A 20,812-nucleotide genomic window follows, 5' to 3' on the forward strand; every position below is an offset into this window, starting at 1 on the left:
GAGGGGCCCTCCGCCGCCCACCCTCCGCCGACCCTTCCCACCCGGCATACCGACCGGTTAGTCTGCCGGGGTCGTCGTCCCGGGAAGGCCGGAGAAGCCGGAGCATCCGGAGAGTCGCGGAGAGGTGGGTCCAGACATGGGCGCGGACACGGGCACGGGTACGGACGTGAATGCGGATACGGCTCCGAGCGCGGGGGCGGCGAAGGCCGCGGCCGCCCTCCTGGACGCCGGCGTCGTCGTCACCGGCGCGGGCGGCGGCATCGGCGCCGCCCTCGCCCGCCGCTTCGCCGCCGAAGGCGCCCGCGTCGTCGTCAACGACCTCGACGCCGACCGGGCCGAGGCCGTCGCCGCCGAGATCGGGGCCGTCGCCGTCCCCGGGGACGCCTCCGCCGTCGTCGACGAGGCCCGCAAGGCCCTCGGCGGCGCCGTCGACGTCTGGTGCGCCAACGCCGGGCTCTCCTCGCCCGGCGACGCCTTCGCCGACGAGGACGTCTGGGCCGCCGCCTGGGACGTCAACGTCATGGCCCACGTCCGCGCGGCCCGGGCCCTGCTCCCGGAGTGGCTGGAGCGCGGCAGCGGCCGCTTCGTCTCCACCGTCTCCGCCGCCGGACTCCTCACCATGATCGGCGCGGCGCCGTACAGCGTCTCCAAGCACGGCGCGTACGCCTTCGCCGAGTGGCTCTCCCTCACCTACCGGCACCGCGGCCTCTCCGTCCACGCCATCTGCCCGCAGGGCGTCCGCACGGACATGCTCACCGCCGCCGGGAGCGCGGGCGAGCTGGTCCTCGCCCCCACCGCCATCGAGCCCGAGGACGTCGCGGACGCCCTGATCGACGCCGTCGGGGCCGACCGCTTCCTCGTGCTGCCGCACCCCGAGGTCGCCGGCTACTACCGCAACCGGGCCACCGATCCCGAGCGCTGGCTCGGCACCATGAACCACGTCCAGCGGACCTGGGAGACGGGCTCCCGTCAGCCGTAGTCCCCGGCGGATGGGAAGATCTACCTGGCGGGAACGCGTTCCCGCGACCGAAAACGATCACCGGAGCAGGACGAAGGAAGGCGGCGGAGCATGGCCAGGACGACGGACGGGAGCGGCACCCCCGTCCCCCAGAGGCTCCTCGCCGCCGCCACCCGGCTCTTCGCGGAGCAGGGCTACGACCGCACCTCCGTCCAGGAGATCGTCGAGGCCGCCGGGGTCACCAAGGGCGCCCTCTACCACTACTTCGGCTCCAAGGAGGACCTCCTCCAGGAGGTCTACTCCCGGGTCCTGCGCCTCCAGCAGGAGCGGCTCGACGCCTTCGCCGACGCCGACGCGCCCGTGGAGGAGCGGCTGCGCGACGCCGCCGCCGACGTCGTCGTCACCACCATCGAGAACCTCGACGACGCCTCGATCTTCTTCCGCTCCATGCACCACCTGAGCCCGGAGAAGAACAAGCGGGTGCGGGCCGAGCGGCGCCGCTACCACGAGCGGTTCCGGGCCCTGATCGAGGAGGGTCAGAAGTCCGGGGTGTTCTCCTCCGCGACCCCCGCCGACCTGGTGGTCGACTACCACTTCGGGTCCGTGCACCACCTGTCCACCTGGTACCGCCCGGACGGCCCCCTCAGCCCCCAGCAGGTCGCGGGACACCTCGCCGACCTGCTGCTCCGGGCCCTGCGCCCCTGACCGCACCCCCTGGGGGTGCGGTCGGCCGCGACGGCTACAGGTACTTCTTCAGCTCCCGGTGCGCCAGCGACCGCTGGTGCACCTCGTCCGGCCCGTCCGCCAGCTTCAGCGTCCGCGCCGCCGCCCACAGCTCGGCCAGCGGGAAGTCCTGCGACACCCCGCCCGCGCCGTGCAGCTGCACGGCCTTGTCGATGATGTCGACGACCGCGCGCGGGGTCGCGATCTTGATCGCCTGGATCTCGGTGTGCGCGCCCCGGTTGCCGACGGTGTCCATGAGCCACGCCGTCTTGAGGACCAGCAGCCGCAGCTGCTCGATCGTCACCCGGGCGTCCGCGATCCAGTTCTGCACGACGCCCTGCCGGGCGAGCGGCTTGCCGAAGGCGGTACGGGAGGCCGCGCGCCGGCACATCAGCTCCACGGCCCGCTCCGCCATGCCGATCAGCCTCATGCAGTGGTGGATGCGGCCGGGGCCGAGCCGGGCCTGCGCGATGGCGAAGCCGCCGCCCTCCTCGCCCACCAGGTTCGCCGCCGGGACGCGCACGCCATCGAAGACCACCTCGGCGTGGCCGCCGTGGTAGTGGTCCTCGTACCCATACACCCGCATCGCGCGCCGGACCTCGACGCCCGGGGCGTCGCGCGGCACCAGGACCATCGACTGCTGGCGGCGGAGGTCGGTGCCGTCGGGGTCGGTCTTGCCCATGACGATGAAGACCTTGCAGTCGGGGTTCATCGCCCCGGAGATGTACCACTTGCGCCCGTCGATCACGTACGAGTCGCCGTCCCGCCGGATCCGGGTCTCGATGTTGGTCGCGTCGGAGGAGGCCACCTCGGGCTCGGTCATCGCGAACGCCGAGCGGATCTCGCCCGCGAGCAGCGGCTCCAGCCACTGCTTCTTCTGCGCCTCGTCGCCGAACTGGGCGAGCAGCTCCATGTTCCCGGTGTCCGGGGCGGCGCAGTTGAGGGCGGTCGGGGCCAGCTGGGGGCTGCGGCCGGTGATCTCGGCGAGCGGCGCGTACTGGAGGTTGGTGAGCCCCGCCCCGTACTCCACGTCCGGAAGGAAGAGGTTCCACAGGCCCTGCCGCTCGGCCTCGGCCTTCAGCTCCTCGACCACCGCCGGGGTGTCCCACGGGGAGGCGAGCAGGGCCCGCTGCTCCTCGGCGACGGCCTCGGCCGGGTAGACGTGCTCGTCCATGAAGGCGAGCAGCTTCGCGCGCAGCTCCTCGGTGCGCGCGTCGTAGGCGAAGTCCATGGGGGTCAGCCCTCCTGAAGGGTGGTCAGGCCGTGCTCGATGAAGACGGGGACGAGTTCGCCGATGCGGTCGAACCCGGCGCCGACCGTCTGGCCGAGGGTGTAGCGGTAGTGGATGCCCTCCAGGATCACGGCGAGCTTGAACCAGGCGAAGGCCGTGTACCAGGCGAGGGCGGAGGTGTCGCGGCCCGAGCGGGCCGCGTAGCGCTCGGCCAGCTCGGCGGCGCCCGGGTGCCCGGCGGCCGAGGCGGTCGTGGAGATGGGGGAGCCCGGCAGGTCCAGCGGGGTGCTGTACATGACGAGGAGGCCGAGGTCGGTGAGCGGGTCGCCGAGCGTGGACATCTCCCAGTCCAGGACGGCCCGGATCCGGTCGTCGGGGCCGACGAGGACGTTGTCGAGCCGGTAGTCGCCGTGGATCACGGTGGGCGGCGGAGACGCCGGCAGCTCCCGGCCGAGGGCGGCGTGCAGTTCGTCGATCCCGGCCAGCTCGCGGCCGCGCGAGGCGTCGAGCTGCTTGCCCCAGCGCCGCAGCTGCCGGTCGAGGAAGCCCTCGGGCCGCCCGAAGTCCCCGAGCCCGACCGCGCCGGGGTCCACGGCGTGCAGGTCGACCAGGGTGTCGACCAGACCGAGGACGGCGGCGCGGGTGCGCTCGGGGCCCAGCGGGGCGAGCTCGCGGGCCGAGCGGTACGGGGTCCCCTCCACGAACTCCATGACGTAGAAGGGCGCGCCGAGCACCGACTCGTCCTCGCAGAGCAGGACCGTCCCGGGCACGGGCACGTCCGTCGCGTCCAGGGCGCTGATCACCCGGTGCTCGCGCCGCATGTCGTGGGCGGTGGCCAGGACGTGGCCGAGCGGGGGCCTGCGGACGACCCAGCGGCCGGTGGGGGTGCCGTCGGTCACCGCGTACGTCAGGTTCGACCGGCCGCCCTCGATCAGCCGGGCTTCGAGGGGTCCGGCCACCAGACCGGGCCGCTCGCGGTCGAGGAAACGGCGCAGCCGCTCGGGGTCGAGACCCGGTGGGGTCGCCTCCCGCGTCGTCGACTGCGGGTCAGGGGCGGAGCTCATCGGGCGTACCTCCGGGTCGGCTGCGGTCGGCCCTCATGATGACCGACCAGTCGGTATGTCGTCCAGAGGGGTGTCCGCCACACTCCCCGGACGTGCCCTCCGCGCGCCTGCCGGACGCGCCCGCCGGACGCGCCCTGGGCGTGCTCGCCGGACGCGCGGAGGGCGTGCGCCGAGGGGTGCCCCGGCGCACGCCCTCCGTACGGCTCAGGCGTGACAGGCCACCGGCACCCCGCCGTTCATCGCCGCCATGTCGCCGAAGACCGCCACCGGGTCGAGCGGGTGCCCCTCCGGCAGGCCCGCCAGCTCCGCGTGGGCCCGGTGCAGGTTCGCCACCAGGCGCTCGCTCTCCCGCCACGCGGCGAACTCGCCGAGCTCCGCCCGCCGCGCCGTCTCCAGGGGCGTCTCCCCCTTGGCGTACCCCTCGGCGGCCAGCTCCCGCACCCACAGCAGGTACCGCTCCGTCGCGTCGTACGCGGAGGGGTCGGTCACCCGCCCGTGCCCCGGCACCACCGTCGGCGCGTCGAGCGAGCGCAGCAGGGCGAGCGCGCGCAGCGAGCCGGCGAGCGAGCCCATCGGCAGGAACGGCGTCCCGCCGTGGAAGACCAGGTCGCCCGTGAAGACCACCCCCTGCTCCGGGAGGTGCACGATCGAGTCGCCCGTGGTGTGCGCGGCGCCCGGGTGGAGCACCCGCACCTCGATCCCGCCGACGTGCAGCGTCAGCCGGTCGGTGTACGTGACGGACGGCGGCAGGACGTCGACCCGGCCGAAGTCCGTCTGCGGCCAGATCAGATGGAGCTGGTGTCCGGCCGCGAGCTGTTCGGTCCGGCAGTTCTCGTGCCCGACGATCCGCGCCTCGGGGGCGAACACCCCGTTCCCGTAGGTGTGGTCCCCGTGGTGGTGGGTGGAGACGACGGTCCCCGGCAGCGGAAGCCCGGCGGCGAGGACGGCCTCGCGCAGCAGCAGGGCCCGCCGTTCGGTGGCGGCGGTGTCGACGAGCAGCGACTCGCCCGCGTCGCCGAGGAAACCGGCGTTGTTCAGGCACCAGCCCCCGTCGGGCTGGACGAAGGCGTGGACGTTCGGGGCGAGGGTGACCACGTAGGGGTCGGTGGAAGACAAGGGAATCCCCCGGGTGAGAGCCGGACCTGACAGGGGGGAAGAGTGCCAGTCGGCCCCGGGCCGGGGGAAGGAGGAGCGGGTTCGTTCACCGGATCAGTGGTCGTCCCAGTGTCCGTCGTGCGCCGCGTGCCGGTGTCCGTCGTGCACGTAGTCGAGGTGGTCGCCGTGCGTCACCGACGGGTGACCGCAGTCGGGCCCGTGCTCGTGCGCGTGGGCCTCGTGGGAGACGTGACCGGCCGGCTCGCACTCGTCCCAGTGGCCCGAGTGCTCGCGGTGCAGGTGCCCGTCGTGCGCGTAGTCGACGTGGTCCCCGTGGTCCACCGCCCGGTGGCCGCAGTCCGGACCGTGGGCGTGGGCGTGCGTGGGGTGTTCGTGGTGGAGAACGGTCATCACATGGCCTCTGTGAGGGAGCGGCTGACCTTTCCAGGCTAGTCCGATACGCCCTTCTCGTCCTGGTTCGGAAGATCGACCGCGTCCGTGTCTTCCCCCACGTCTTCCCCTACGGCTTCCCTTACGAGGGCCCCGCCGGGCTCACCAGATCAGCGCCACCCCGAAGAAGGCGAGACCGATCGTGCACAGGGCGGCGAGCAGCGCGCCCCGGTGGGTGAGCGGGCGCGGCCGGGCCGCGCCCAGGGAACGGATCCGGCGGTGGGCCACCACCAGGAACAGGAGCCACGCGAGGGCGGAGAGGGCGAGTCCGGCCAGCCCCCTGAGCGTGGTCTCGTCCTGGACGGCCAGCTTGACGGCGAGGACCGCCACGACCGTGCAGGAGAGCGTGGTGCGCCGCCAGGCGAGCCGGGTCCGCTCCGGCTGGAGCCCGGGATCCCGGGTCACCACCCCGTCCGGCGCCCCCTCCACTACCCGGCCCAGCCGAAGAGCACGACCACCACCATCGCCAGCGCCACCACGGCCACCACGAGGCTGAGCACCGCCGGGAACCGGGACGCCGGAAGGTCCTCGCCGCGCCGCATCGCGCGCTCGCAGCGGATCCAGTGGTTCACCGCGCGCAGGGCGCACAGCACCCCGGCGGCGAGCAGCGCGAGCGCGAGCCCGACCCGCACCCCCCAGCGCAGGTCGGGAAGGAACTGGTCGACGGCGAAGCCGCCGCCGACCAGGGCGAGCGCGGTCCGGATCCAGGCGAGGAAGGTCCGTTCGTTGGCCAGGGAGAAGCGGTAGTCGGGGGTGTCCCCCTCGTCCCGGATCCGCTGCGGCGCGAACCAGAGCCGCAGACTCTGCACGAAATCGCTCACACGTGCACCCTAACGGCCTGATCATCACACCGCCCGACGCGCGGACCCCCTCCGGGACCGGGCCTCGGGGCCTCCGTCCCACCGCACTCACGGCCGCCCGCGCACGCGGGACCGGACCCCCGGCCTCGCCCCCACCGCGTCCGCCCGCAGCTGCTCGTACGCGCGGAACCGGACTCTCGGCCCCCGCTCGTTCCGCCGCGTCCGCCCGCACGCGCGGGGGCCAAGCCCTCGGCCCCGCCCCACCGCGTCCGTCCGCAACCACTCGCACGCGCAGGACCGGACCCTCAGCCCCGCCCCTCAGCCCCGCGCCTCAGCGCCCCGCCCCTCACCCTCCGCCCGCAGCCGCTCATACGCGGCGAGCCCGTCCGGCACCCACTCCCACTCGCCCAGCCGCGCGGCCAGCTCGTCCTCCGTCAGGAAGGCGTGCCAGGCGACCTCCTCCACCTGCGGGTCCACCGGCAGGTCGCAGCGGACCTCGTACACCGCCGACCACCACTTCCCGGCCACGCCCCCGGAGTCGTACAGGAAGCGCAGCACCGGCTCGGGGCGGGGGAGCCCCCGTACCCCCAGCTCCTCCTCGGCCTCGCGCAGCGCGGCCTCGTCGTAGGACTCGTCGGCGCCGACGACACCGCCGACGAACATGTCGTACATGGAGGGGAAGACCAGCTTCGTGGGCGTCCTGCGGTGCACGAAGACCCTGCCCCCGGCGTCCCGGACCCGGACGAAGACGCAGCGGTGGATCAGCCCCCGCGCGTACACCTCGCCGCGCGGGGCCCGCCCGATCACCCGGTCCTGCTCGTCGACGACGTCGAGAATCTCTTCAGCGGAACTCATGCGGCCATCCAAACAAACCCGCCCGGCGAAACCGCGCGTCCGAACGGTTGACTCGATACACCGGTGTATCCAAGATGCGGTCCATGTCCTATGACGCTGATGTGATCGTGATCGGGGCCGGTCTCGCCGGACTCGTCGCCACCGCCGAGCTGGTCGACGCCGGCCGCTCCGTGATCCTCCTCGACCAGGAACCGGAACAGTCCCTCGGAGGCCAGGCCCACTGGTCCTTCGGCGGCCTCTTCCTGGTCGACTCGCCCGAACAGCGCCGGATGCGCGTCAAGGACAGCCACGCCCTCGCCCTCCAGGACTGGTACGGCACCGCCGGTTTCGACCGGACCGAGGACCACTGGCCGAGGAAGTGGGCCGAGGCGTACGTCGACTTCGCGGCCGGCGAGAAGCGCGCCTGGCTCCACGCGCGCGGGGTGCGGTTCTTCCCCGTCGTCGGCTGGGCCGAGCGCGGCGGCTACGACGCCACCGGGCACGGCAACTCCGTCCCCCGCTTCCACATCACCTGGGGTACGGGCCCCGGCCTCGTCGCCCCCTTCGAGCGGAAGGTCCGCGAGGGCGTCGCCCGGGGCCTCGTCCAGCTCCGCTTCCGCCACCGCGTCACCGGCCTCGGCCGCACCGCCGGAGCCGTCGACACCGTCACCGGCGAGATCCTGGAACCCTCCACCGCCGCCCGGGGCACCGCGAGCGGACGCGGGGTCGCCGGCTCCTTCGAACTGCGCGCCCAGGCCGTGATCGTCACCACCGGCGGCATCGGCGGCAACCACGACCTCGTCCGCGCCCAGTGGCCCGCCCGCCTCGGCACCCCGCCCGCCAAGCTGCTCTCCGGCGTCCCCGCGCACGTGGACGGCCTCATGCTCGGCATCGCCGAGAAGGCCGGCGCCCGCCACATCAACCGCGACCGGATGTGGCACTACACCGAGGGCATCGAGAACTGGAACCCCGTCTGGGCCCGCCACGGCATCCGCATCCTGCCCGGCCCGTCCTCCCTCTGGCTCGACGCCACCGGCAAGCGGCTGCCCGTGCCGCTCTTCCCCGGCTTCGACACCCTCGGCACCCTCGAACACATCACGCGGACCGGGTACGACCACACCTGGTTCGTGCTCGACAAGAAGATCATCGGCAAGGAGTTCGCCCTCTCGGGCTCCGAGCAGAACCCGGACCTGACCGGCAAGTCGGTCCGCGACGTCATCGGCCGGGCCCGGGCGGACGTGCCCGGCCCCGTCCGGGCCTTCATGGACAAGGGCGTCGACTTCGTCGTCGAGAAGGACCTCTCCGCCCTCGTCCGGGGCATGAACGCGCTCACCGACGAGCCGCTGATCGACGAGGCCGCCCTGCGCCGCGAGATCACCGCCCGCGACCGCGAGATCGCCAACCCCTTCACCAAGGACCTCCAGGTCACGGCGATCCGGGGCGCCCGCAAGTACCTGGGCGACCGGCTCATCCGCACGGCGACCCCGCACCGCATCCTGGACCCCGGCGCGGGCCCGCTGATCGCCGTGCGCCTCAACATCCTCACCCGCAAGTCCCTCGGCGGCCTGGAGACCGACCTCGACTCCCGCGTCCTGACGGAGGGCGGCACCCCCCTGGAGGGCGTCTACGCGGCGGGCGAGGCGGCCGGCTTCGGCGGCGGCGGCGTCCACGGCTACCGCTCCCTCGAAGGCACCTTCCTCGGCGGCTGCATCTTCTCGGGCCGCGCGGCGGGCCGTGCGGCGGCGAGGGCGGTGGGCTGAGGAGGAGTACGGAGGCGGGGGCAGCGGGCTGAGGAGGAGTACGGCGGCGAGGGCAGCGGGCTGACAGGGAGCACGACGGCAGGTGCGGCGGGCCGAGAGTACGGCGGCGAGGGCGGTCAGGCCTCCCGGAGCACCTCCACCACCCGGAACCACTCCACCACCAGCACCGTCTCCTCGTCCACGACGAACTCCGGGTCCCCCAGTGCCTCCCGCATCTCCTCGCCGTGCCAGAAGTCCTCGTGGCCCGCGCGCCACTCCGCGACCGAGCGGTAGCCCTCGCCCTCGCCGAGGGCCAGGCGGAGGTCCGCGTCGCGCAGGGGAAGGACCTGGACCTCCGTGATCTCCACGACCGCCACCTCGCGGCCGTCCGAGTCGATGACCGCCGAGCGTTCGCCGACCTCGGGCAGGTCCTCGTTCTCGGCCTCGTACTCCAGGAGGAGCCCGGTCGTGGCGGTCTTCTCGCCGGAGAGGACCGCCGCGACGAGCCGGTCCCGCAGGGGGCCGGGAAAGGCGAGCAGGAAGGGCTTGAGCGCGTGGGGGCCGGTCATGGCCGACAGTCTGTCAGCCGTGACCGGCCCCCACCGTTCGTTTCCGGCGACGCCGCTACAACACCAGCGACAGCAGCAGCACGAACACGATGCCCACGACCGAGATGATCGTCTCCATTACCGACCAGGTCTTGATCGTCTGGCCGACGTTCATGCCGAAGTACTCCTTCACCAGCCAGAACCCGGCGTCGTTGACGTGGCTGAAGAAGAGCGAACCGGCGCCGATCGCGAGGACCAGCAGCGCCGTCTCGCCCGTCGACATGCCCTCCGCCAGCGGAGCCACCAGACCCGCCGCCGAGATCGTCGCCACCGTCGCGGAGCCCGTCGCGAGCCGGATCGCGACCGCGATCAGCCAGGCGAGCAGCAGGGCCGGGATGGACCAGCTCTTGGAGAAGTCCAGGATCATCTGGCCGACGCCGATGTCGATCAGGGTCTGCTTGAAGCCGCCGCCCGCGCCGACGATCATCAGGACGCCCGCGATCGGGGCGAGGGACTTCTCGACGGTCGAGGACAGCCGCTCCTTGGTGAAGCCGGCCGCCCGGCCCAGCGTGAAGAGCGCGACTATGACGGCGGCGAGCAGCGCGATCAGCGGCGAGCCGATGACGTCGGTGACCTTCTGGACGCCGTTCTCCGGGTCGTCCACGACGATGTCGACGAGCGCCTTCACCAGCATCAGGACGACCGGCAGCAGCACGGTCGCGACGGTGACGCCGAAGCCGGGGCGCTTCTCCAGGTCCTCGGAGGGACGCGTGGGGATCATGTTCTCGGGAGCCGGGATGTCCACCCAGCGGGCCGCGTACCGGGAGAAGAGCGGACCGGCGATGATCACGGTCGGGATCGCGACGACGAGGCCGAGGGCGAGCGTGACGCCCAGGTTGGCGCCGACGGCGTCGATCGCGACGAGCGGGCCGGGGTGCGGCGGGATCAGGCCGTGCATCACGGAGAGGCCGGCGAGGGCCGGGATGCCGATCCGCATCAGGGAGTAGTTGCCGCGCTTGGCGACCAGCAGCACCACCGGGATCAGCAGCACGATGCCGACCTCGAAGAAGAGCGGCAGGCCGATCACGGAGGCGATGAGCACCATCGCCCACGGCATGGCCCGGCCGCTCGCCCTCGCCAGGATCGTGTCGACGATCTGGTCCGCGCCGCCGGAGTCCGCGAGCAGCTTGCCGAGGATGGCGCCGAGGGCGATCAGCACGCCCACGCCGGCGACGGTGCTGCCGAGGCCCGCGGTGAAGGACTTGATGGTGTCCGCGAGCGGCGCGCCCGCGAAGGCGCCGAGCGCGAGGGACCCGATGGTCAGCGCCAGGAAGGCGTGCAGCTTGAACTTGGTGATGAGCAGGACGATGACGGCGATGCCGGCGAGCACGGCGATTCCGAGCTGGGCGTTGCCTGCCGAGGTGATCGGTTCGGCGGCGTCCGCTGCCAGGATCTCGACGCTGAGACTGGTCACGGTGGTGTCCTTCGTACGGGCAGGAGAGGGGAAGAGAAGGGGGTGGAGGGGGTCAGCCGGTCCGGCCGCGCAGTGCGGCGACGGCGCGGGCGGTGATCTCCTCGGGGGTGCCGGACACGTCGACGGCGACGCCGGCCTCGTCGTCCTGGAGCGGCTCCAGGGTGGCGAACTGGGAGTCGAGCAGCGCCGTCGGCATGAAGTGCCCCTTGCGCGCGGCCATCCGGCCCTCGATGAGCTCCCGGTCGCCGGTCAGATGCAGGAAGACGACGCCGGGCGCGGCGGCACGCAGCCGGTCCCGGTACGCCCGCTTCAGCGCGGAGCTGCTCACCACGCCGCCGAGCCCGGCCCGGCCGTGCGCCCACGCCCCGATGGCGTCCAGCCAGGGCCCCCGGTCCTCGTCGTCCAGCGGGACGCCGGCCGACATCTTGGCCACGTTCGCCGCCGGGTGGAAGTCGTCGCCCTCGGCGTAGGGAAGGCCGAGGGCCTCGGCGACCAGCGGACCGATGGTGGTCTTGCCGGTCCCCGCGACGCCCATCACGACGACGACGGGAGGGGCCTGGGGTGGGGTGCTCATGGGGTGCCTCGCTGTCTTCTTCGACATCGATTCCGTTGTCCGTCGCGCTCATGAAACCCATTGGGTACGACGTATTCAAGAGACTGTGACATAAAAGTCGTACTTTTGAATCCGGATCTTGCTCCGGGACCCGCTCCGGCTCCCGCTCCGGCTGTGTCCACCCCCGCGTACCCGCATAGGCTGATCCCCATGACGACACAGGCCCAGGGGCTCCACTCCCACGTCCTGGCCACCCTGGGCCTCGCGATCACCGCGGGGGAGTACCCGCCCGGCACCGTGCTGCGCACCGACGAACTCGCCCGGCGTTTCGACGTCTCCCGGACCGTGGTCCGCGAGGTCGTCCGGGTCCTGGAGTCCATGCACCTGGTCGAGTCCCGCCGCCGCGTCGGCGTGACCGTGCTCCCCACCGCGCGCTGGAACGTGTACGACCCCCAGGTCATCCGCTGGCGCCTGGCCGGCGCCGACCGCCCCCGCCAGCTCCGCTCGCTCACCGTGCTCCGCTCCGCCGTCGAGCCCGTCGCCGCGGGACTCGCGGCCCTCAACGCCACCCCCGAGCAGTGCCGCGAACTCACCGAGGAGGCCCTCGGCATGGTCGCCACCTCGCGCGGCCGGCGCCTGGAGGAGTACCTCGTCCACGACATCGCCTTCCACCGGGTCGTCCTCAACGCCTCCGGCAACGAGATGTTCGCCCGCCTCGGAGACGTCGTCGCCGAGGTCCTCACCGGCCGCACCCACCACCACGTGATGTTCGAGGACCCGGACCCGGCCGCCGTCACCCTCCACGTCCAGGTCGCCGAGGCCGTACGGGAACGGGACGCGGCCCGCGCCGAGGAGCTGACCCGCCAGATCGCGGTCGGCGCCCTCCAGGAGCTGGACGTCCTCGCGCCCTGACGACCGGACGCAAGCTCTGAACTAGCTCAAATATGGGCGTTCAGTGACATGCGCCACAGTCAGTCACCGCCCCGTGCCGTGAGGATGTGCGCTGGTCGTACCGGGGAGACCCCCCACCGGGTGCGACCGGGTACCGCACAGCCCCCCTCACGAAGGCGAACAACTCCATGAGTGACCGCGTCACGGCGGCCGACCCGCTGTCCGCCGCACCGGCGGCATCCGGCGGGCCCACGGCCGCCACCCCCCACGTCGACGCCGGCGACGCCGGATACCGCAAGGACCTCAAGTCCCGGCACATCAACATGATCGCCATCGGCGGCGCCATCGGCACCGGGCTCTTCCTGGGCGCCGGCGGCCGCATGTCCCAGGCCGGGCCCTCCCTCTTCATCGCCTACGCCGTCTGCGGCGTCTTCGCCTTCTTCGTGGTCCGCGCCCTCGGCGAACTGGTCCTCTACCGCCCCTCCTCCGGCGCCTTCGTCTCCTACGCGCGCGAGTTCATGGGCGAGAAGGGCGCCTACACGGCCGGCTGGCTCTACTTCCTCAACTGGTCGACCACCGCCGTCGCCGACATCACCGCGGCCGCCACCTACGCCCACTTCTGGTCGATGTTCAGCGACGTCCCGCAGTGGATCCTCGCCCTGATCGCCCTCGCGGTCGTCCTCGCCGCCAACCTCATCTCCGTGAAGTACTTCGGCGAGATGGAGTTCTGGTTCGCCATCGTCAAGGTCGCCGCCCTGGTCGCCTTCATGCTGGTCGGCATCTTCCTCGTCGTGACCTCCCACGACGTCGGCGGCCACACCCCGGGCCTCGGCAACATCACCGACAACGGCGGCGTCTTCCCCCACGGCATGATGCCCATGCTGCTGCTCATCCAGGGCGTCGTCTTCGCCTACGCCTCCGTCGAGCTGTGCGGCGTCGCCGCCGGCGAGACCGAGAACCCCGAGAAGATCATGCCGAAGGCGATCAACTCGATCATGTGGCGCGTGGGCCTCTTCTACGTCGGCTCCGTCGTCCTGCTCGCCCTCCTCCTGCCGTACACGGCCTACTCCGGCGACCAGAGCCCCTTCGTCACCGTCTTCGACAAGCTGGGCATCCCCGGCGCCGCCGGCGTGATGAACCTCGTCGTCCTCACCGCCGCCCTCTCCAGCCTCAACTCGGGCCTGTACTCCACCGGCCGCATCCTGCGCTCCATGTCGCTCGCCGGCTCCGCGCCCCGCTTCACCGGCGTCATGAACAAGGGCGGCGTCCCCTACGGCGGCATCCTGCTCACCGCCGCCTTCGGCGTCCTCGGCGTCGCCCTCAACTACGTCATGCCCGGCGAGGCCTTCGAACTGGTCCTCAACTTCGCCTCGGTCGGCATCATCGGCACCTGGGCCATGATCATGGTCTGCTCGCTGCTGTTCTGGCGCCGGGCCGGGCAGGGCCTGCTCACCCGTCCCGGCTACCGGCTGCCCTGGGCCCCGTACACCCAGATCGTCACCCTCCTCTTCCTCGGCTCCGTCCTCGTCCTCATGTGGATGGACGAGGGCATCAGCCGCACCACCGTGAACTGCCTGCCGCTCATCGCGGCCGCGCTCGTCGGCGGCTGGTTCCTGGTCCGCCGCCGGGTCCGCGACACCGCCGCGACCCCGCGCGACTGACGTACCGTCACAGGACCCCCGCAGGCACGGCCTGCGGGGGTCTCGCCTTTTGTCAGGAGATAGTGGTACGCAGGAGCCTTACAAGATCCGTTCGCAGAGAAGGAAGTTCGCGATGCCGCAGCACGTCCAGGGGGTCATCGCCCCCGGCAAAAACGAACCGGTACGGGTCGAGACGATCGTGATCCCCGATCCCGGCCCCGGCGAGGCCGTCGTGAAGATCCAGGCGTGCGGCGTCTGCCACACCGACCTCCACTACAAGCAGGGCGGCATCAACGACGAGTTCCCCTTCCTCCTCGGCCACGAGGCCGCCGGAATCGTCGAGTCGGTCGGCGAGGGCGTCACCGACGTCGCCCCCGGCGACTTCGTGATCCTCAACTGGCGGGCCGTGTGCGGAAACTGTCGCGCCTGTCTGCGCGGCCGCCCCTGGTACTGCTTCGACACCCACAACGCGAAGCAGAGGATGACCCTGCTCGACGGCACCGAGCTCTCCCCGGCCCTCGGCATCGGCGCCTTCGCCGAGAAGACCCTCGTCGCCTCCGGCCAGTGCACCAAGGTCGACCCCGCCGTCGCCCCCGAGGTCGCGGGCCTCCTCGGCTGCGGCGTCATGGCCGGCATCGGCGCCGCGATCAACACCGGGAACGTCGGGCGCGGCGACACCGTCGCCGTCATCGGCTGCGGAGGCGTCGGCGACGCGGCGGTCGTCGGCTCCCGCCTCGCCGGAGCCGCGAAGATCATCGCCGTCGACATCGACGACCGGAAGCTGGAGACGGCGAAGACGATGGGCGCCACCCACACCGTCAACTCCCGCTCCACCGACCCCGTCGAGGCGATCCGCGAACTCACCGGCGGCTTCGGCGCCGACGTCGTCATCGAGGCCGTCGGCCGCCCGGAGACGTACCAGCAGGCCTTCTACGCCCGCGACCTCGCCGGCACCGTCGTCCTCGTCGGCGTCCCCACCCCCGAGATGAAGCTCGAACTGCCCCTCCTGGACGTCTTCGGCCGCGGCGGCGCGCTCAAGTCCTCCTGGTACGGCGACTGCCTGCCCTCCCGGGACTTCCCGATGCTCGTCGACCTCCACCGGCAGGGCCGTATCGACCTCGCCGCCTTCGTCACCGAGACCATCGGCCTCGGCGAGGTCGAGAAGGCCTTCGCCCGGATGCACGAGGGCGACGTCCTGCGCTCGGTGGTGGTGCTGTGATGGCCGCCCGGATCGACCACCTCGTCACCTCCGGCACCTTCAGCCTCGACGGCGGCACCTGGGACGTCGACAACAACGTCTGGATCGTCGGAGACGACACCGAGGCGATCGTCATCGACGCCGCCCACGACGCCGGGGCCATCCTCGACGCGCTCGACGGACGCATCCTGCGCGCCATCGTCTGCACCCACGCCCACAACGACCACGTGGACGCGGCCCCGGCGCTCGCGGCCGCCACCGGCGCCCGCATCCTGCTCCACCCCGCCGACCTGCCGCTGTGGAAGCAGACCCACCCCGACCACAGCCCGGACGGCGACCTCGCCGACGGCCAGGTCCTCACTATCGCCGGCACCGACCTCACGGTCCTGCACACCCCGGGCCACGCCCCGGGAGCGGTCAGCCTGTACGCGCCGGAGCTCGGCACGGTCTTCACCGGCGACACCCTCTTCCAGGGCGGCCCCGGCGCCACCGGCCGGTCCTTCTCGGACTTCCCCACGATCGTCGACTCGATCCGGGACAAGCTCCTCGCCCTGCCGCCGGAGACGGTGGTGCGCACCGGCCACGGCGGCACCACCTCCGTCGGCGCCGAGGCGCCCCACCTCCAGGAGTGGATCAGCCGGGGCCACTGAGCCGCAGCCGGCTCTCGAAGCGCACCGCGCGGCCCGAGAACGGGTCGGTGAACTCCAGCGTCCGCGCCAGCAGGTGCAGCGGCCGCCCGAAGTCCTCCGGCCCGTCCTCACGGACCACCGGATAGACCGGATCGTGCAGGATCGGCAGCCCGAGCGCGTTCATGTGCACCCGCAGCTGGTGCGTCCGCCCGGTCACCGGCACCAGCCGGTACCGGCCGAGCCCGCCCGCGTGCGCCAGGAGCTCGATCCGGCTCTCGGCGTTCGGCTCGCCCGGCACCTCCCGGGCGGCCATCACCCCGCGCTCCTTCTCGATCCGGCTCCGCACCGTCACCGGCAGCCCCACCGCCGGGTCGTACGGCGCCACCGCCTCGTACTCCTTGCGCACGGCCCGGTCCCGGAACAGCGTCTGGTACGCCCCCCGGTCCTCCTCCCGCACGACGAAGAGGACGAGCCCCGCCGTCAGCCGGTCGAGCCGGTGCGCGGCCTGCAGCCGGGGCAGCCCCAGGTCCCGGCGCAGCCGCGCCGTCGCGGTCTCCGTGACGTGCCGCCCCCGGGGCATCGTCGCCAGGAAGTGCGGCTTGTCGGCCACCACGATCCGCTCGTCCCGGTACACGACCCCGACCCCGAAGGGCACCGGAGTCTCCGGCGGGAAGTCCCGGTGGAACCAGAGCCACCGCCCCACGGCGTACGGCTCGTCCCCGGCGACCGGCCCGTCGGTCCCGACGAACCGCCCCGCCCGCAGCATCTCCTCGACCCGCCCGACCCCCACGGCCGCCCCGTACCGCTCCACCAGATGGTCCCGCACGGTCGCCCAGGCACCCTCCGGATCCTCCGGCAGCCGCACCCGCACGGGATCGATTCCGTCCCGCTGGGGCAGCGGCGCCACCGGGGGCCTGCTCCTGCGTCTCACCGCTCCGCCTCGTGGCCGTCCTTACGCACGCGCCCGCGCGCCCATGCGAAAGTCCCGGCCGAGAAGATCTCGACCGGGACTCCGTGTGGTGTCCGAGGGGGGACTTGAACCCCCACGCCCGATAAAGGGCACTAGCACCTCAAGCTAGCGCGTCTGCCATTCCGCCACCCGGACAAGGTGTCTGTCTTCCTGGCCGCTGGGCCCTTCCGACGAGGAAAACCATAGCAAACATTCGAGGTGGTCGATCACCACCCCCGGCGGCCCGGTACGGCCCCCGGCATGTGACGGGCGCATGACGGTCGGCGGGCGGCCTTGGGTCGTGAGGGGGCCGCGCGGGAGGATGGGGGGAGACCACCAGCAATCACGTGGGGCACGTAGTGGGAGGAAGCAGCGTGAGCGAGTCGAACACGGCCGGGAGCGTCCGCGGCGAGGACGAGGTAGTCGACCTCTGTCGCGACCTCATCCGCATCGACACCAGCAACTACGGCGACCACTCGGGGCCGGGCGAGCGGGCGGCGGCGGAGTACATCGCGGAGAAGCTCGCCGAGGTCGGCCTCGAACCGAAGGTCGTCGAGTCGCACCGCGGCCGGGCCTCCACCGTCGCCCGGATCGAGGGCGAGGACCCGTCGCGGCCCGCCCTGCTGATCCACGGCCACACCGACGTCGTCCCGGCCAACGCCGAGGACTGGACCCACCACCCCTTCTCCGGGGAGATCGCCGACGGCTGCGTCTGGGGCCGGGGCGCCGTCGACATGAAGGACATGGACGCGATGACCCTCGCGGTCGTGCGGGACCGGCTGCGCAGCGGCCGCAAGCCCCCGCGCGACGTCGTCCTCGCCTTCCTCGCCGACGAGGAGGCCGGCGGCACCTACGGCGCCCGGTACCTGGTCGACGAGCACCGGGACCTCTTCGAGGGGGTCACCGAGGCGATCGGCGAGGTCGGCGGCTTCTCCTTCACGGTCAACGAGAACCTGCGGCTGTACCTGGTGGAGACGGCCCAGAAGGGTATGCACTGGATGCGGCTGACCGTCGAGGGCACCGCGGGCCACGGTTCGATGACCAACAATGACAACGCCATCACCGAGCTCTGCGAGGCCGTGGGCCGCCTCGGCCGCCACCAGTGGCCCGTGCGGGTCACCAAGACCGTCCGGTCCTTCCTGGACGAGCTCTCGGACGCCCTGGGCACCCCGCTCGACCCCGAGGACATGGACGCCACCCTCGCCAAGCTCGGCGGCATCGCCAAGATGATCGGCGCCACCCTGCGCAACTCGGCCGCCCCGACCATGCTCGGCGCCGGCTACAAGGTGAACGTGATCCCCGGCCAGGCCACGGCGCACGTCGACGGCCGCTTCCTGCCCGGGTACGAGCAGGAGTTCCTGGCCGACCTCGACCGGATCCTCGGCCCCCGGGTGAAGCGCGAGGACGTGCACGGCGACAAGGCCCTGGAGACCAGCTTCGACGGCGCCCTGGTGGACGCCATGCAGCTGGCCCTGCGCGCCGAGGACCCGATCGCCCGCGCCGTGCCGTACATGCTCTCCGGCGGCACCGACGCCAAGTCCTTCGACGACCTCGGCATCCGCTGCTTCGGCTTCGCCCCGCTCCAGCTGCCGCCGGAGCTCGACTTCGCCGGCATGTTCCACGGCGTGGACGAGCGGGTCCCGGTCGACGGCCTCAAGTTCGGCGCCCGCGTCCTGGACCGCTTCCTGGACGCCTGCTGAGACCGCCCGCCGCCGATGTGCGCCGAATTCGTCCGCGCGTTTGCCTTTGCCCGAAAAGAGTGAATGAACCCGGGGGCTCGTAGCCCCCACCCTTCCCCCTCGTTACAGGTGTGCGGTCCGCGGCTGGGGCCGCATTGCCAACTAGGAGGAATAATGATCAAGAAGGTCGTCGCTGCTGCGGCTGCCACTGGCGGTCTCGTTCTCGCGGGTGCGGGCATGGCCGTTGCCGACGCGGGTGCCCAGGGTGCGGCCATCGGTTCCCCCGGTGTCCTCTCGGGCAACGTCGTCCAGGTGCCGGTTCACGTTCCCGTGAACCTGTGCGGCAACACGGTCTCCGTGATCGGCCTGCTGAACCCCGCCTTCGGCAACACCTGCGTCAACGCCTGACGCTGTGCCCCGCCCCCTGAGGGCGTGAGCCGGTCCGGCCCCGGAGTGCGTGCCATGCACTCCGGGGCCGGTGGCCATTTCCGCCCCGGGCCCTTCGCCCGGTGGCACTTCTTCGAAGCCGAGCAGGCAGGGAACAAGCTATGCGACAGGTCACGCGCAAGGGCCTCATCACCGTTGCGGCCGCCGGCGGCGTCTTCGCCGCGGTCGGCGGCGGTTATGCGCACGCCGACTCCGGTGCGAACGGTGCGGCCACGAATTCCCCGGGCGTCGCGTCCGGGAATTCCGTCCAGGTCCCGGTGCACGTGCCGGTGAACGCCTGCGGGAACACCGTCAGCGTCGTCGGGCTGCTGAACCCGGCGATGGGCAACAAGTGCGCCAACGTCTCCGACTCCGGGAAGCCGGGCAAGCCCGGCGGCGGCTCCTCCGCCGGGGGCCACACCAGCGGCTCGCCCGGCGTGGGCTCCGGCAACAACGTCCAGGTGCCGATCGACGTCCCGGTGAACGCCTGCGGCAACAGCGTCTCGGTCGTCGGGCTCCTCAACCCGGTCGCGGGCAACGACTGCGGCAACGGCGTCGAGCCGACGCACCCCGGGAACCCCGGCACTCCGGAGAACCCGGGGAACCCCGGGAATCCGGGCACCCCGGGCACTCCCGAGACCCCCGAGCCCCCCGGCACCGACGGCGGGTCGAACACCCCCGGCACGCACGTCGTGGCGCCGCCCCGGGCCGTCGAGGAGCTCGCCGAGACCGGCTCCGGACCGCTCGGCGTGATCGCCCCCGCCGGTGCCGGCGCCGGACTGCTGCTCGCCGGTTCGCTGATCTACCGCCGCGCCCGCCGCGCCGCCTGAGACCGCGCCGCCTGGGACCGCGCCGTTCCGGGCCGCGCCGCCCGCAGGACCGGCGTACGGCCCGAGGCCGTGTGACACGCGCCACGCACAGGGGCCCCGCACACCGCGGGGCCCCTTCTCGTCGCTCTCCCGGCTACCAGGTCGCCCTGACCTGGCGGATGATCCGCCGCTTCAGCCGCACTCTGCGGCTCCCGTCCCGGTGCAGGCTCAGACGGTCCAACTCCCAGTGTCCGTACTCGGCATGATCGGTCAGCAGCCGCGTCGCCTCCTTGCGGGAGACACCGCGCGGCACGTACACGTCGACAAATTCGTATTCCGGCATCGCATCTATTGTGCGGGCACGGCCCCGGTACGGATAGCGTCTGTCCCATGTCTGATGCTGCGCAGCCCACCGCTGCCGAGGTACGTGCCGCCGCCGAGGCGGTCAAAGCCGCACTGGACCGTCACCTCGCGGCGGTCGAACGCCGCACGGGGGACGACGACCCGGCCGTCTACGAGGCCTTCAACGCCCTGGCCTCGGCGGCCGAGACCTACGACGAACTCCTCTACGACCACTACGACGAGGTCACCCCCTTCGAGATCCCCGGTGCGGACGGCTCCCTGCCGCCGTACACCGGGCCCGACGAGCCCCACGCCCTCAGCCTCCTGATCCGCCGCGACTACGCCGTGGCGGAGCCCCGGCGCCTGCTCGCCCAGGCCCGCCGCGTCGCCCAGAGAGGCGGCGAGGACGTCACCGGGGCGGCCGCCAAGGCCGGGGTCTCGCCCCTCGCCGCGCTCGGCGTGCTCTTCGGCGAGTACGAACCGGACGAGATCGCCTCCCGGCACAAGGACTTCGGCCTGGAGGAGGGCGACTCCACGCTCTGGGTCGTCGCGGCCGACGAACTCCCCGAACCAGGGGAGTGGCTCAACGCCCCCTTCGAGCACGCCGATCCGGAGCGGATCGTCTGCCGCTTCGACGTCAGCGCCGTCTTCGACGAGGACGAGGACGCGGACGCGGACGGGGACGACGGCCACGACGGTGACGGCCGCGGCCCGTCCGGGAGGACCCGGGCCTGACCCCCCGGGCCGGCACGGAGACACGGGACGGAGACACGGGAGGGC

At 72.4% G+C, this 20,812-nt stretch carries 23 protein-coding genes and 1 tRNA gene; 11 read left to right on the plus strand and 13 right to left on the minus strand.

The genetic code is table 11. The features are described 5' to 3' along the window. The first annotated feature begins 136 nt into the window (after positions 1–136). Together ACIQD7_RS23365 and ACIQD7_RS23370 are read left to right on the plus strand one after the other, a co-directional pair. Positions 137–979, plus strand: coding sequence for an SDR family oxidoreductase (locus ACIQD7_RS23365; protein WP_402443964.1), 843 nt, complete (start codon positions 137–139; stop codon positions 977–979). A gap of 90 nt (positions 980–1,069) precedes the next feature. Next, positions 1,070–1,663, plus strand: coding sequence for a TetR/AcrR family transcriptional regulator (locus ACIQD7_RS23370; protein WP_121831685.1), 594 nt, complete (start codon positions 1,070–1,072; stop codon positions 1,661–1,663). A gap of 34 nt (positions 1,664–1,697) precedes the next feature. Here the strand turns inward: ACIQD7_RS23370 and ACIQD7_RS23375 are convergent, their stop codons facing one another. The 7 genes from ACIQD7_RS23375 to ACIQD7_RS23405 form a co-directional block, all read right to left on the minus strand. Beyond that, on the minus strand, positions 1,698–2,912 hold the full coding sequence (locus ACIQD7_RS23375; protein WP_402443966.1) for an acyl-CoA dehydrogenase family protein: 1,215 nt from the start codon (positions 2,910–2,912) through the stop codon (positions 1,698–1,700). A gap of 5 nt (positions 2,913–2,917) precedes the next feature. Next, complete coding sequence (locus ACIQD7_RS23380; RefSeq protein WP_402443968.1) at positions 2,918–3,976, minus strand: phosphotransferase family protein; 1,059 nt, start codon at positions 3,974–3,976, stop codon at positions 2,918–2,920. A gap of 204 nt (positions 3,977–4,180) precedes the next feature. Then, positions 4,181–5,092, minus strand: a complete 912-nt coding sequence (locus ACIQD7_RS23385; RefSeq protein WP_402443970.1) for an MBL fold metallo-hydrolase — start codon at positions 5,090–5,092, stop codon at positions 4,181–4,183. 93 nt (positions 5,093–5,185) lie between these two features. After that, on the minus strand, positions 5,186–5,482 hold the full coding sequence (locus ACIQD7_RS23390; RefSeq protein WP_161373503.1) for a hypothetical protein: 297 nt from the start codon (positions 5,480–5,482) through the stop codon (positions 5,186–5,188). Between the two features lie 141 nt (positions 5,483–5,623). After that, positions 5,624–5,926 (minus strand): DUF202 domain-containing protein, encoded by a 303-nt coding sequence (locus ACIQD7_RS23395; RefSeq protein WP_402443973.1) that lies wholly within the window; start codon positions 5,924–5,926, stop codon positions 5,624–5,626. A 23-nt stretch (positions 5,927–5,949) separates the two neighbouring features. Then, positions 5,950–6,342 (minus strand): YidH family protein, encoded by a 393-nt coding sequence (locus ACIQD7_RS23400; RefSeq protein WP_402443975.1) that lies wholly within the window; start codon positions 6,340–6,342, stop codon positions 5,950–5,952. A 297-nt stretch (positions 6,343–6,639) separates the two neighbouring features. After that, positions 6,640–7,176, minus strand: coding sequence for an NUDIX domain-containing protein (locus tag ACIQD7_RS23405; RefSeq protein ID WP_402443976.1), 537 nt, complete (start codon positions 7,174–7,176; stop codon positions 6,640–6,642). Between the two features lie 83 nt (positions 7,177–7,259). On the opposite strand from ACIQD7_RS23405, the gene ACIQD7_RS23410 reads away from it, so the two are divergent. Next, the gene (locus ACIQD7_RS23410; RefSeq protein WP_402443978.1) at positions 7,260–8,915 is read left to right on the plus strand and encodes an FAD-binding dehydrogenase; all 1,656 of its coding nucleotides are present in this window, start codon (positions 7,260–7,262) and stop codon (positions 8,913–8,915) included. A gap of 116 nt (positions 8,916–9,031) precedes the next feature. Here ACIQD7_RS23410 and ACIQD7_RS23415 read toward each other — a convergent pair whose 3' ends face one another. The 3 genes from ACIQD7_RS23415 to ACIQD7_RS23425 are packed head-to-tail and all read right to left on the minus strand — an operon-like array spanning position 9,032 to position 11,490. Continuing rightward, the gene (locus tag ACIQD7_RS23415; RefSeq protein ID WP_121831677.1) at positions 9,032–9,463 is read right to left on the minus strand and encodes an ASCH domain-containing protein; all 432 of its coding nucleotides are present in this window, start codon (positions 9,461–9,463) and stop codon (positions 9,032–9,034) included. Positions 9,464–9,518: 55 nt separating this feature from the next. After that, a complete protein-coding gene (locus ACIQD7_RS23420) occupies positions 9,519–10,916 on the minus strand; it encodes a gluconate:H+ symporter (RefSeq protein WP_121831676.1) in 1,398 nt (465 codons plus the stop codon). 52 nt (positions 10,917–10,968) lie between these two features. Then, positions 10,969–11,490, minus strand: coding sequence for a gluconokinase (locus ACIQD7_RS23425; protein ID WP_402443979.1), 522 nt, complete (start codon positions 11,488–11,490; stop codon positions 10,969–10,971). Between the two features lie 189 nt (positions 11,491–11,679). Here ACIQD7_RS23425 and ACIQD7_RS23430 point away from each other — a divergent pair, with 189 nt between their 5' ends. From ACIQD7_RS23430 to ACIQD7_RS23445, 4 genes are all read left to right on the plus strand, one after another. Further along, on the plus strand, positions 11,680–12,381 hold the full coding sequence (locus tag ACIQD7_RS23430) for a FadR/GntR family transcriptional regulator (protein WP_121831674.1): 702 nt from the start codon (positions 11,680–11,682) through the stop codon (positions 12,379–12,381). A 167-nt stretch (positions 12,382–12,548) separates the two neighbouring features. Next, a complete protein-coding gene (locus tag ACIQD7_RS23435) occupies positions 12,549–14,021 on the plus strand; it encodes an amino acid permease (RefSeq protein ID WP_402443981.1) in 1,473 nt (490 codons plus the stop codon). Positions 14,022–14,133: 112 nt separating this feature from the next. Next, positions 14,134–15,219: an S-(hydroxymethyl)mycothiol dehydrogenase gene (locus ACIQD7_RS23440; RefSeq protein ID WP_121831672.1), complete on the plus strand. Its 1,086-nt coding sequence runs from the start codon at positions 14,134–14,136 to the stop codon at positions 15,217–15,219. Next, positions 15,219–15,848, plus strand: a complete 630-nt coding sequence (locus ACIQD7_RS23445) for an MBL fold metallo-hydrolase (protein WP_402443983.1) — start codon at positions 15,219–15,221, stop codon at positions 15,846–15,848. The genes ACIQD7_RS23440 and ACIQD7_RS23445 overlap by 1 nt, the downstream gene beginning before the upstream one ends. Here the strand turns inward: ACIQD7_RS23445 and ACIQD7_RS23450 are convergent. Continuing rightward, the gene (locus ACIQD7_RS23450) at positions 15,832–16,758 is read right to left on the minus strand and encodes a pseudouridine synthase (protein ID WP_402443985.1); all 927 of its coding nucleotides are present in this window, start codon (positions 16,756–16,758) and stop codon (positions 15,832–15,834) included. The genes ACIQD7_RS23445 and ACIQD7_RS23450 overlap by 17 nt on opposite strands. An 86-nt stretch (positions 16,759–16,844) precedes the next feature. Further along, positions 16,845–16,932 (minus strand) — tRNA-Leu (locus ACIQD7_RS23455). Between the two features lie 218 nt (positions 16,933–17,150). On the opposite strand from ACIQD7_RS23455, the gene ACIQD7_RS23460 reads away from it, so the two are divergent. The 3 genes from ACIQD7_RS23460 (at position 17,151) to ACIQD7_RS23470 (ending at position 19,711) form a co-directional block, all read left to right on the plus strand. Beyond that, complete coding sequence (locus ACIQD7_RS23460; RefSeq protein ID WP_121831669.1) at positions 17,151–18,476, plus strand: M20/M25/M40 family metallo-hydrolase; 1,326 nt, start codon at positions 17,151–17,153, stop codon at positions 18,474–18,476. 153 nt (positions 18,477–18,629) lie between these two features. Then, complete coding sequence (gene chpH / locus ACIQD7_RS23465) at positions 18,630–18,863, plus strand: chaplin ChpH (protein ID WP_030218232.1); 234 nt, start codon at positions 18,630–18,632, stop codon at positions 18,861–18,863. 140 nt (positions 18,864–19,003) lie between these two features. Continuing rightward, on the plus strand, positions 19,004–19,711 hold the full coding sequence (locus tag ACIQD7_RS23470; RefSeq protein WP_402443987.1) for a chaplin: 708 nt from the start codon (positions 19,004–19,006) through the stop codon (positions 19,709–19,711). A gap of 133 nt (positions 19,712–19,844) precedes the next feature. Here ACIQD7_RS23470 and ACIQD7_RS23475 read toward each other — a convergent pair whose 3' ends face one another. Beyond that, complete coding sequence (locus ACIQD7_RS23475) at positions 19,845–20,033, minus strand: DUF5703 family protein (RefSeq protein ID WP_015032473.1); 189 nt, start codon at positions 20,031–20,033, stop codon at positions 19,845–19,847. 47 nt (positions 20,034–20,080) lie between these two features. Here ACIQD7_RS23475 and ACIQD7_RS23480 point away from each other — a divergent pair, with 47 nt between their 5' ends. After that, complete coding sequence (locus ACIQD7_RS23480; protein ID WP_402443989.1) at positions 20,081–20,767, plus strand: hypothetical protein; 687 nt, start codon at positions 20,081–20,083, stop codon at positions 20,765–20,767. Positions 20,768–20,812 lie beyond the last annotated feature (45 nt).

The organism is Streptomyces sp. NPDC093071 (genome assembly GCF_044754545.1).
GTDB lineage: Bacteria > Actinomycetota > Actinomycetes > Streptomycetales > Streptomycetaceae > Streptomyces.